This window comes from Verminephrobacter aporrectodeae subsp. tuberculatae At4 (genome assembly GCF_000193225.1).
Lineage (GTDB): Bacteria > Pseudomonadota > Gammaproteobacteria > Burkholderiales > Burkholderiaceae_C > Acidovorax > Acidovorax aporrectodeae.
This window is the reverse complement of the sequence record NZ_AFAL01000097.1, coordinates 1-11,351: the sequence shown is the minus strand read 5'-3', so window position 1 is coordinate 11,351 and position 11,351 is coordinate 1. Positions and strand designations below refer to the sequence as shown.

The following is an 11,351-nucleotide window of genomic DNA, read 5'->3' as shown; positions in this document are numbered from 1 at the left end:
TCGAGTTTTATGTCGAGCAGGCCCGCAGCAAGGAGAGTTTTACGGATGTGCGCATCGTGGGCATAGACGAAACCAGTGTGCGCCGGGGGCAGAACTACATCACCGTTGTGCATGACCTCGATGCCAAACGACTGCTGTTTGCCACCGAGGGACGCGAGCACAAGACGGTGCTCGATTTTGTTGACGATCTGAAGGCCCATGGTGGCGACAGCGCACAGGTCGAACATGTGTGCATGGACATGAGCGCGGCCTACGCCAAGGGAGTGGGGTTGGCGTTGCCGCAGGCGCAGCAATGGATCAGGTGCGGCGCACGGAGATGGCACAGGACGCCCCGGCGGTGCGAGTGGCCTTGGAGTCGGCAGTTGACAACGATGAGCACAAGGCGCTCAAGCAACTGATGTGGGGGATGCGGCGCAACCCCGAAAGCTGGAGCGCAAAGCAAACCGACGCAATGCATTGGTTGCAGCGTTCCGTGCTCAAGAGCGCGCGGGCGTGGCGGTTGAAGATGGCGTTGCGCGCGGTGTATGCGAGGGCAAAGGTGCACAACAGCGTACAGCAGGCTGGAGCCGAGTTGCAGTTGTGTTCCACACGAAACGACGAAGAGCCTTTGCGCGCGACCTGTCGGTGCCTTTCACGAACAACTTGGCCGAGCGGGCGATCCGGATGCCCAAGGTCAAGCAAAAAATCTCGAGTAGCTTTCGCACCTTTGCCGGAGCGCAAAGCTTCTGCACGATCCGCTCCTATCTGGACACTGCTCGCAAGCATGGGATTGGCATGCTTGAGGCACTATGGGCTGCGTTCAATGGTGCTCCGATGGAGTTTGTCGGTAGCGGCTGAACAGTCACTTATTTTTCATCAAGCAATCGAAGAAAGGGGTAGCGGTAGTGACGGCATCAGCGATAACACCTTTGATCTGGACTGAAGAAGAGGGAAGCCGTTTTTGGGAGAAGAATTATGGTCACTGAACACAAAAAGCACGTCAATGTCAGCACCGCTATAGCCCTTTATGTATCGTCGGTGCTCGGCGGTGGAATCTTGGTTCTACCAGGATTGACGGCCGCGACCGCGGGCGCGGGCGCCCTAATCGCGTGGGTCGCGGTGTCCGTCATCTGCCTTCCGATCGCCTTGATGTTCGGGCGACTGTCGTCCGCTCTCCCAGACGCCGGCGGCGTGAGTTCCTTCGTACGCAACGCATTCGGCGACACGCTCGGTGACCTGACCGGTTGGCTCTACTTCTGGGTTATACCTTTCGGGCAACCAGCGGTCATGCTGTCCGGTCTCGCGTACGCGCACTACGAGTTCGGGCTACCGAGAACAGCGACCTACGTTCTAGCGTGGGTAATACTGTGCTCGTCTTGCATATTGAACATCATCGGCACGCGCATATCCGCACACGCCCAGTCCGCGATCACCGGCGCGATTATCGTGCTGCTGTTCGCCACGATACTTGTCAGCTTTCCAAAGGTTCACGCGGAGGCATACCAGCCGTTGCTGCCACATGGATGGTCGTCCGTTGGCTCGGCCGCCGCCCTCATCATGTGGGCTTACGTGGGATGGGAAAACGTTTCGTCGATTGCCGAAGAGTTTCGTAATCCCAAGCGTGATTTCATCATCAGCATTGTCGTTTCCATGGTCATCATCGGCGGGCTCTACGCCGGATCGACTGCGGCCGTCCTCGGCGTTGTTCCACCGGGTCAGCAGGACATTCAGACCGCGCCGCTCGCCCTTGTCCTTCGGCTAGCGGTCGGCTCTTGGGCGAGCTGGCTCGCCACGGCGATCGCAATCATGATCGTGGTGGGAAGTGCGACCGCGATCATATGGGGTACGTCATCTCTCGGCGCGTCGCTCGCTCGATCCGGCAGCTTGCCCGGGAAGATGGCGATTCGTAACAGCAAAGGATCCTTCCAGTCGAGCGTGCTCGTGCTGCTCGCGGCGTACACGATCGTTCTGTTTGTGATGTACCTGGGCTGGGTGCAGATCTCGGACGCGGCCATGATAGTGGGCGGGTCGGCCGTCATCACCTATGGGCTGTGCGCCCTCGCTTATGTGCGTCTGACTCGCCCCAAGCGACTGACCTCCTGGCTGCCGCCCATCATCACTGGGATTTTTGTGGTTGCATTGCTGCCATTCTTCGGGAAGATGCTGGTCGTTCAGTTCCTCATTGCGTTCGCGTACTTCGGGCTGCGGTCAATCTTCCGGAGAGGGCTGATCTCATGACATTGGATGTCGTTATCGAAGATCTGGTGGCGCTCCGCCTCGACCGTACCGTTCGCAATGCCGATCCGCTGCATGGCTTCGTAGTTGCCGCGGAGGCAGTCATCGATATGGAGGCTCCACGGTTTCGCGAGGTCATCAACATCCTGGAGGCAGTGTCCCCATCCGCGCTTGATCGCGAGTATGGTGCCGTGCGCGAGGCGATGCTGACCTGGGCCCGGGGGGATCTGCTGGGTGCTCGCGAACTGCTGGCAACGAGCCTGAGGGGCTTGACCGGAGCGCGCGCGTTACTCGTCGGATTCCTGGCGCACATGGCGGACTTCTATCTAGGCGACGAGGAGGGAATGCTCAAAACGGGCTGCGATCTCATCGAGCTGCGTCCCACAATGTCCCGCCGTGCGGCCGGCCTCAGTGAGGGCCTCTTCTCTTTCGCCCTGGAGGAATGCGGGTATTATTCTGAGGCCATCGCGTCAGCGGAACGGGCCCTGAGCACCAACTATGATGACGTCTACGCGCTCCACGCCAAGGTGCATGCGTTGCAGAGCCTGAACGAGAATCTGGCGGCCATGGCTACCATCTCCAGCTACTCGAACGGGTGGGGTCCGGAGGAGCCCATGCGTATCCACATGTGGTGGCACTACGCTATCAGCCTCATCGGCGAGGGTGAGTTGGATCGGGTTTTGCTCTGCTATGACTTGGAGGTGCGGCGCAAAAGTCGGGTCTGCGCGTGGGAGGATCTAGATGCGGTTGCACTGCTGTGGCGGTTGGATCTATTGGGGGGCGAGGCCCTCTCCAAGATGCTAGCACCCCGCTGGCGGATGCTGGCGCAGGCCTGGCAGGCCTACCCGGCGGACTCCAGTTACATCTTCAACGACCTACACGCCGCAATGACCTTTGCCAAGGTAGAGGACTATTGCCTTTTCGACAAGGTGGTCGAGTCCTGCCGGGCCCGGGAATCACCGGATTTCTTCCACTCTGTGTGCCTGCCGCTGTTCTCGGGTATCGCCGCCTTCGTGCAGCTGGACTACGCGACGGCTGTGAGGGCAATGAGCCCCGCCCTGAAGCGACGGCAGTTGCGGGTCGGCGGCAGCAAGCTTCAGCAGAGCATCTTTCATTGGACACGAGACGCCGCCGATTACTGTTTGCGCGGCAGCAAACCGCGCGATCACCTCAGTTCCCATATCCACTCACTCACGAAGGAGTCTTAAGTGACCGACCAGATCAACGTCCATCTGGACGTGGAAAAAGCCGTACAACTCGTCTATCCCGAGCCAGCGTTGCTGACAGTCACGCGGGGAAGGTTGGGTTTCTACCGGATGCCCGCTGAAGGTGACGAATATTCCGAGGAGGAACTGCGGGAGGGGGTGGCCGTCTTCGGTGTCGGCGAGAAGATTGGCATTTCGGCGGGCGAACGAGTCATCGTCGTGGCCATGTTCCCGCAGACGGAGTACATCAGCGTCGGCAGTGTGGAGTGGCAGAAGAACGAGATACCGGCGGACTTTCCGATCGTCTCAGCAATGCGGAAGTATGTTAAAGAGAAAGGCTATTACTTCGGGTATGAGGACCGTTACGCAAAGGTTTACGAGTATGGCGCGGCCTCGTGGGAGCCGTTCTCTGAGAACGCGAGCCTGCGTGAGATCCTCGCACGATACCCGGAGGCGTTCGTCGGCGACATCGTTGACCTTGGCACGGGGGAGGGGCGAGACAGCCTCTACCTATTGCGGAACCGGATCGGTCGTAGCGTCACGTCCTTCGACGTATCGCACAGTGCTCTGGGAAAGGCTCGTGAAAGGGCACGTGAAGAGGGTCTTCCCGTCGACGGATTCATCGAGAAGGACATCATCTACCTGCGTGATGTGCCGCCGGCATCCTTCGATGTGGCCCTCAACATGGGTGCGTTACACATGCTCGACCGAGCCGAGGACCGGGCACGTCACATCGCCCGGGTCTTCGAGGTGCTCCGTCCGGGAGGCTGTCGACCATTGTGCCGCAAACTGGGGTCGCGGCTTTCACACCATCAAGGACTACGATGCCATCGCCGCCGATCTCGTGCCGGGACGTACCATTACCCGCTACGTCGCGATCGACGGCGAGCGCAAGCCGATCGATCTCGAGGTGCTGCACTATGCCGAACGTTCCCCGGAACTGCTGCTCGCCGAGTTGACCGCTGCGGGCTTCGAGGCGTTCGCGAGCCTCAACACCGACACCGAGGCCTTCGGGAACTCCTCGCTCCAGGTGGTGCTGAAACCCCTAAAAAAAGTGACGCACCCCCGATGGCCGACACGACGGCCCGGGAACGTGTGATGGCGGCGGCCGGGAGCTTGGCTGAGGGGGCGGTCAAGCGGGATCTGGCCCACGAGCTTCCACGAGAGCAGGTGCGTGCCGTGATGGATGCCGGTTTCAGCCTGCTGCGCATCCCGAAGGAATTCGGGGGTGACGGGTTGACGATCCCCGATTGGGGAGACGTGCTCATCGAGGTGGCTGCGGCAGATCCCAATGTGGTGCAAATCTTCCGCAGTCACATCGCCTTCGTGGAGGACATCGTGCACCGGCCCGCCGGCGAGTACCGCGACCGATGGCTGCGCCGGCTGCTTGACGGCGAGATGGTGGGCAACGCCTGGGCAGAGGCGGGCCCGATCGTCCAGGGCCAAAAGAATACAGTTTTCATCCGCGCGGGCGACGAAATGACCGTGTCGGGCAAGAAACAGTACACGACCGGGACGATCTTCGCGGACTGGGCAGATGTGTCAGGGACCTACGACGGGCAGGGCGTGGCCGGATTCGTCGCGGTCCATCAGCCGGGTGTCACGGTTCGTGACGATTGGGACGGATTCGGCCAGCGCACGACGGGCACGGGCACACTGATCCTCGATGGGGCGCGGGTCGCCCCCGCGATGTGGGCCCCATGGAGGACCGTATTCAATATCAGACCGCGCTCTACCAGTGGATCTTGCTGGTGATGCAGGCTGGCATCGCGGTTGCCGTGGAGCGAGACATCGCGGAGGCTGTGCGGAACCGCAGCCGCAACTATTCGCACAGCACCGCCGCGCTGGCCAAGGACGATCCCAACATCCAGTCGATCATCGGAGAGATCTCATCTTTGGCCTACACGGCACGGGCTCTCGCCCGCGGGGTGGCGGAGGCTCTGCAGCGCGCCTCGGAAACAGGCGTCGCGGGGCGCGACTCGCCAGAGGATCGTGAGGCGAACATGATGGCGGAAATTCGCTCCGAGCAGGCCCAGGTGATCATTTCGGAATTGGTACCCCGCTCGGCGACCCTCCTGTTCGACGCGCTGGGTGCTTCGGCAACGAGTATCAGTCGCGATCTCGACCGACATTGGCGGAACTCTAGGACGGTCGCCAGTCACAACCCTGTGGCGTTCAAGCAGCGGGCGATCGGTGACTGGGTGCTCAATGGCACGCCGCCTACCACCGATTGGCAAGTGGGCACACCGAAGTGCGAACCGTCGGCGACATGAACTCATACAAAGTCACGCGTGACTATTCAGCCGCTACCGACGAACTCCATCGGAGCCCCATTGAAGGCTGCCCGTAGAGCCTCAAGCATGCCAACCCCATGCGTGCGAGCAGTGTCCAGATAGGAGCGGATCGTGCAGAAGCTTTGCGCCCCGGCAAAGGTGCGCAAGCAGCCCGAGATTTTTTGCTTGACCTTGGCCCAAGGTAACTACTCAGCCCCCCGGGCCCACGGCCCACCCGATCACTGTAGCCGCTGGTGTGGCCCAGGTAACGCAGCAGTACCCCTTTGTCGGCCTTGCCAAGGCGCGGATAGTCGAAGCGTTTGAGCACGCGGCTGATGTGCGCGTAGCGCTCCTCATCGTCTTGGCTGGGGGTGAATTGCACCACTGCGCTGGCGACCAAAAACTGTTCAATTTGCGCGATTGTCGTGAGCCGCGTCTCGCCCATGTTGACCACCATTTCCTGATGATCAATCCACCCTCGCTGGGGGCCTGCAACCGCCCCTTCAGACTCATACCTCGTTGGACAAGGCTGTCGCTTGCAGCATGGGTCAACTGATGGCAAAGTGCGCTGGCAGCAGCCCCCATTTCTTTTGGGAGCCACTGCAACCTGATTTTTCAAGACAGAAATGATTCCAATGCCAAACCATACTTTCAGCCAGTCCCTTCGGGTCCTGACGTCCTGTTTTATGGGATTGTCAAGCCTGTTCATTTGCACAGAGCAGTCCAGTGCACAGGGATTTAACCAGGCTGCACATTTCACGGTGCTGAAGTACGAGCAGCGGATTTTTATCCGAGCCGATCTGACATTTGATTGGGAGCTTGTGATTGAACGCCAGGCACTGTCAAACGAGGGTGCGCTGGTGATTGGAAAATATTCCCAGGTGTTCAATGCGGGTCTGGAAGACGTGCAGTTGCAGGAAGCCTATACGCTGAAAGCGGACGGCCGCAGCATCGCCGTGCGCAGCGATGGAGTACAGCGGCAAAAAGGTATGGCCGCAGCGGGTGTCGGTTTTAGCTGGCCGGAGGGCGAAATATTGCAAATCACCTTCCCCGATGTGCAAGCAGGCGATCGCATGCGCCTGGTACTCAAGGGCAGAAATTTCAAAACACCGTTACCGGGTTGGCAGGCTGTACGCGAATCGATTTCGCATGTGGTGAACTTCGAGCACATTTATATTCGTGTGGAGGCGCCGCAGGAACTTGACCTTCAGGTCGGCGCACATCAGCTGGCGTTGGAGTCGTTCCAATCCGGGAAAAATAAGGTGTGGGAAATCAAGGGATCGTCCAAGGCCAGCATGCTGGACGGCGGTGCGCTGAACATCGAGCAGACGCGCCCCTATTGGATGTTTTCCAGCATGAAGCATTGGGAACGATTCGGGCAAACCTTTGCGCAGGCTTTTGCCGGGCGTTTGGTGGACAACCCCCGGATCACGACCCTGGCTGCTCAAATCACGGGCGATGAAAAGGAGCCTGCGGCCAAGGCGCGGAAACTGCACACCTGGGTGCGCCAGAACATCCGCTATGTCGCGGTTTACCTGGGGGTGGGTGGCTGGGTTCCGCACGATCTGGATTGGATATTGGAAAACCGCTATGGTGATTGCAAGGACCAAAGTCTTTTGCTGATTGCCTTGCTGCGTGCAGCAGGCATTGCCGCGCACCCGGTATTGCTGCGATCGCAAGCAGACCATGATCTGCCGGATTTGCCGGGGCCCTGGTTCGATCATTGCATTGTGTATATCCCGGAATTGGACCTTTTTACCGACACGACGGCCACGCAGATTGCCTTGGGGGCGCTACCCTATGCGGACAGCGACAAACCGGCTCTGCTTGCACGCCTGCAAGCCCCGAGCGAGTTGCTTCGAACACCCTCGTTCAAGGCCCAGGACAACCGCGCCCTGGTACAGAGCAATTGGCAGATTTTCAAAGACGGATCGGCCCGGGTGCAACTGAACATTGAGGCCTGGGGCCAGATGGCTTCCTGGTTGCAAGAGCGCTTGAGACAAATTCCGGAAAACATGCGCGAAGCCACGCTGGCTCGTTGGCTCAATGAAAGCGGTGTTCGTGGAACAGGCAAAATGCAGTTTTCTCCGCTGCAAACAGACAGGCAGTGGCAGGATTTGCGCATCACTGCGGACGTGCGCGATCTCTTGCCCGATCCCGAGGCCGGTGCCATCCCGGCGAACCCGACGGTGGGTTCTGTGGGGGTCTATATTCTTTCAAATCTGGGCAATGTCAGTCCTGACAAGCGCCAGCATGCCCTGGCGTGCACGCCCCATGCCATCAGGGAGGAGTTCACGCTGCGCTTTGCCGACGATTTTCATATTTTGCGCGCGCCAGGATCAATGAAAATCAGCACCCCGGAAGGCATTCGTTTTGAGCAAATGCTCGAAACAAAAGGGCAGCAAATAACGGGATGGCGCGACTACGCGCAGGACCGGGCAACCCACACTTGCAGCCCGCAGGAGCATGCCGCACGACAACCCGCTTTGTCAAAAATATGGCGGCATCTGCGCAGCAGCGTGCTGTTTACCCGGAATTGAAGAAGGCGCGGAAAATTCAGCGCAGGCCGGCAATGTAATCCGCAACGGCCTTGATTTCCTTGTCGTTGAGCTTGGCCGCCACCTGGGCCATCTGGGGGTTGTTGGCGCGCGCGCCGCTGCGAAACAGGTTCAGTTGCGCCGCCGTGTAGTCGGCGTGCTGGCCCGACAGACGCGGGTACTGCGCCGGGATGCCGGCGCCGTTGGGGCTATGGCAGCCGGCGCAGGCCGCGATCTGGCGCTCGGCGATGCCGCCGCGGTAGATGCGCTCGCCCAGCGCGAGCAGTTCCTTGTTCCTTGCGAAACCCGCCTTGGCGGGCCGGGAGCCCAGCCAGTAGGCCATGTTGCGCATGTCCTCATCCGACAGGGCGCTGGCGAAGCCCTTCATCACGGCCTCGTTGCGCTTGCCGGACTTGAACTCTTGCAACTGTTTGAGCAGGTATTCGGGATGCTGCTGCGCCAGCGTGGGGTTGGCGGCGATCACCGCGTTGCCATCCGCTCCGTGGCAGGCCGCGCACACTGCCGCAAAGCTGGCCTCGCCCTTGGCGAGATCCGGCTTTGCCGCCTGGGGCGCCGGGCCCGCGGCCAGGGCCGGGAAAACGGGCGCTGCCAATGCGGCAGCCGTCAGCAAGGATGCGAGCAGCTTCATATCGGGGGTGTTGTCTGTGTGCGCAAAACTCTGCGATTCTACAATGCGGCTCCCGCGCATCCGGACCTTCCATGACGACATTCACCGCCGCACCCGTTGCCGGCCCCTCCGCAGCCGACGCCAGGATCGCCCTGGGCTGGATGCACACCGCCAAGTTTCTGAGCACGTCCGCGCAGCTGGATCAGCTGCCGTCCGTCGGCGTTCCCGAAATCGCCTTCGTCGGCCGCTCGAACGCGGGCAAATCCACCTGCATCAACGTGCTCACGCAGCAGAAACAGCTGGCGTTCGCGTCCAGGAAACCGGGGCGCACGCAGCACATCAATCTGTTTTCGCTGGGCAAGCAGGGCGTGACGGACGCGGTGCTGGCCGACCTGCCCGGTTACGGCTACGCCGCGGTGCCGCGCGCGGACAAGCTGCGCTGGCAGCAGGTGATGGTGAATTACCTGGTCAGCCGGCCGGGGCTCACCGGCATCGTGCTGCTCTGCGACCCCCGCCTGGGTCTGACCGGGCTGGACGAGGCCCTGCTCGACGTGCTGCGCCCGCGCGTACAGCAGGGTCTGAAGTTCCTCATCGTCCTGACCAAGGCGGACAAACTCACGCGCGCCGAGCAGGCCAAGGTGCTGTCGATTACGCGGCTGCAAGCAGGCGGTGGCGAGGTGATGATGTTCTCGGCGCTCAAAAAACAAGGGGTCGAGGAGGTCGCCTGGCTGCTGTGGCAATGGGCCCACCCGGTACGGTCCGGCGCGCCCGGCGCGCCTTAGAATCCCCGGATTCCAGTCCGCCGCGCGGGGCTATCCCCGCAGCACAGCACCGATGAGTTCCTCGGCCCCCCTTCCCCCGATCTCGTACAAAGACGCCGGCGTTGACATCGACGCGGGCGACGCCTTGGTCGAGCGCATCAAGCCCCTGGCCAAAAAGACCTTGCGCGAAGGGGTGCTGGCGGGCATTGGCGGCTTTGGCGCGCTGTTCGAGCTACCCCGGCGCTACCGGGAGCCCGTGCTGGTCTCGGGCACCGACGGCGTGGGCACCAAGCTCCGGCTGGCGTTCGAATGGAACATGCACGACGGCGTGGGAATCGATCTGGTCGCCATGAGCGTGAACGACCTGCTCGTGCAGGGCGCCGAGCCGCTGTTCTTTCTCGATTACTTTGCCTGTGGTCGGCTCGACGTGGAAACGGCCGCGGCCGTGATCGGCGGCATTGCCCGGGGCTGCTCGCTCTGCGGCTGCGCGCTGATCGGCGGTGAAACCGCGGAGATGCCCGGCATGTACCCTGCCGGCGAGTACGACCTGGCCGGCTTTGCCGTGGGCGTCGTCGAAAAATCCCGGATCCTGACCGGCCAGAACGTGCAGCCCGGCGACAAGGTGCTGGGACTGGCCAGCCACGGCGTGCATTCCAACGGTTTCAGCCTGGTGCGCAAGTGCATCGAGCGCGCCGGTGCATCCGCCCCTGCAACGCTCGATGGCAAGCCCTTCAGGCAGGCCGTCATGGAACCCACGCGCCTGTATGCGAAGAGCGTGCTGGCGGCGCTGGCCGCGCACCCCATCAGGGCGCTGGCGCACATCACCGGCGGCGGCCTGCTGGAGAACATTCCCCGCGTGCTGCCCGAGGGCATGGCGGTTCAACTCCAGCGGGGCAGTTGGCCCCGCAGCGAGCTGTTTTCCTGGTTGCAGGAGACCGCCGGAATCGACGACACCGAGATGCTCCGTACCTTCAACAACGGCATCGGCATGGTGGTGCTCGTCGATGCCGCGCACGCTGACGCCACGGCCGCCACGCTGCGCGCCGCGGGGGAGCAGGTGCATGCGATCGGCACGGTGCTCGCGCGCGGCGCGGGTGCCGCGGTGCGCGTGGCCTGATTCGCGTCCCTCCCGCCATACCTTGGCTTGGCGCATGCTCCAGCATCCTTCCCCTGATCCTCCGGGGGCAACGCGGCCTGAGCCGGCGCACGCCCCGAGCCGGGGAGTCGCCCTGACCAGCTACCTGCTGGTGGCAGCGACGCTGCTGCTGGTCATGTGGCGCGGCCTGCTGCCCGGTCTGCTCTGCGTGTGCCTGGGATTCCTGCTCACGCGCACGCTCGCGCGCTGGTTTGCCCTGGGTCTGGCGCGCGTGCGGCGCCAGGCCATGGCCTCGCCCCGGAGCGTGCGCGCGGCGCAGATTGCCGCGGCCGGCTTGGTGATGCTGCTGCCGCTGGCGCTGCTGGCCGCGGGCCTGACGCAATCACGCGGCTACCTGGTGCACGCGCCGGAGCAATACCAGGAACTGCTTCGCTACATGGCGCGCACGGTGCTCGAACTGCGGCTGAAACTGCCCGCGGACGTTGCCGCCCACCTGCCCGAAGGCGTTGCCGACATCCAGCGCATCATCGCCAGCTACCTGGGCGCCAAGGCCGGCGCGCTGGCCATCGCGGGGCGTGCCTGGCTCGCCGGCGCGTTGTTTGCCTACGTGGGTCTGCTGATTGGTGCGCTCGCCGCC

10 protein-coding genes and 2 pseudogenes are annotated in these 11,351 nt (G+C 62.1%); 10 read left to right on the top strand and 2 right to left on the bottom strand.

The features are described from left to right. The 6 genes and pseudogenes from VTU_RS31135 to VTU_RS30570 form a co-directional block, all read left to right on the top strand. A pseudogene (locus tag VTU_RS31135) lies at positions 1-562 on the top strand (ISL3 family transposase); the annotation flags it as partial. Continuing rightward, positions 493-837: an IS66 family transposase gene (locus tag VTU_RS35375; RefSeq protein ID WP_265597332.1), complete on the top strand. Its 345-nt coding sequence runs from the start codon at positions 493-495 to the stop codon at positions 835-837. The pseudogene VTU_RS31135 and the gene VTU_RS35375, both read left to right, overlap by 70 nt. A gap of 117 nt (positions 838-954) precedes the next feature. Continuing rightward, positions 955-2,217, top strand: coding sequence for an APC family permease (locus VTU_RS0103995; protein WP_010101021.1), 1,263 nt, complete (start codon positions 955-957; stop codon positions 2,215-2,217). Then, the gene (locus tag VTU_RS30580; protein ID WP_010101020.1) at positions 2,214-3,422 is read left to right on the top strand and encodes a tetratricopeptide repeat protein; all 1,209 of its coding nucleotides are present in this window, start codon (positions 2,214-2,216) and stop codon (positions 3,420-3,422) included. Before VTU_RS0103995 ends, VTU_RS30580 begins: the two co-directional genes overlap by 4 nt. Then, entirely contained in the window at positions 3,423-5,174 is a 1,752-nt protein-coding gene (locus VTU_RS34385; protein WP_201766095.1) for a methyltransferase domain-containing protein, read from the top strand. Further along, entirely contained in the window at positions 5,120-5,692 is a 573-nt protein-coding gene (locus VTU_RS30570) for an acyl-CoA dehydrogenase family protein (RefSeq protein WP_138927787.1), read from the top strand. The genes VTU_RS34385 and VTU_RS30570 overlap by 55 nt, the downstream gene beginning before the upstream one ends. 22 nt (positions 5,693-5,714) lie before the next feature. On the opposite strand, the gene VTU_RS35815 is transcribed toward VTU_RS30570, so the two are convergent. Next, the gene (locus VTU_RS35815) at positions 5,715-6,149 is read right to left on the bottom strand and encodes a hypothetical protein (protein ID WP_138927786.1); all 435 of its coding nucleotides are present in this window, start codon (positions 6,147-6,149) and stop codon (positions 5,715-5,717) included. A 304-nt stretch (positions 6,150-6,453) separates the two neighbouring features. On the opposite strand from VTU_RS35815, the gene VTU_RS0103975 reads away from it, so the two are divergent. Then, complete coding sequence (locus tag VTU_RS0103975) at positions 6,454-8,232, top strand: transglutaminase domain-containing protein (RefSeq protein ID WP_029554088.1); 1,779 nt, start codon at positions 6,454-6,456, stop codon at positions 8,230-8,232. Positions 8,233-8,248: 16 nt separating this feature from the next. Here VTU_RS0103975 and VTU_RS0103970 read toward each other — a convergent pair whose 3' ends face one another. Next, the gene (locus tag VTU_RS0103970; protein ID WP_029554087.1) at positions 8,249-8,878 is read right to left on the bottom strand and encodes a c-type cytochrome; all 630 of its coding nucleotides are present in this window, start codon (positions 8,876-8,878) and stop codon (positions 8,249-8,251) included. 71 nt (positions 8,879-8,949) lie between these two features. Between VTU_RS0103970 and yihA the strand changes: the two genes are divergently transcribed. The 3 genes and pseudogenes from yihA to VTU_RS0103955 form a co-directional block, all read left to right on the top strand. Then, on the top strand, positions 8,950-9,639 hold the full coding sequence (gene yihA, locus VTU_RS0103965; protein WP_010101011.1) for a ribosome biogenesis GTP-binding protein YihA/YsxC: 690 nt from the start codon (positions 8,950-8,952) through the stop codon (positions 9,637-9,639). A gap of 52 nt (positions 9,640-9,691) precedes the next feature. Continuing rightward, complete coding sequence (gene purM, locus VTU_RS0103960; protein ID WP_010101010.1) at positions 9,692-10,735, top strand: phosphoribosylformylglycinamidine cyclo-ligase; 1,044 nt, start codon at positions 9,692-9,694, stop codon at positions 10,733-10,735. Positions 10,736-10,769: 34 nt separating this feature from the next. After that, positions 10,770-11,351: pseudogene (locus VTU_RS0103955) on the top strand (AI-2E family transporter); the annotation flags it as partial.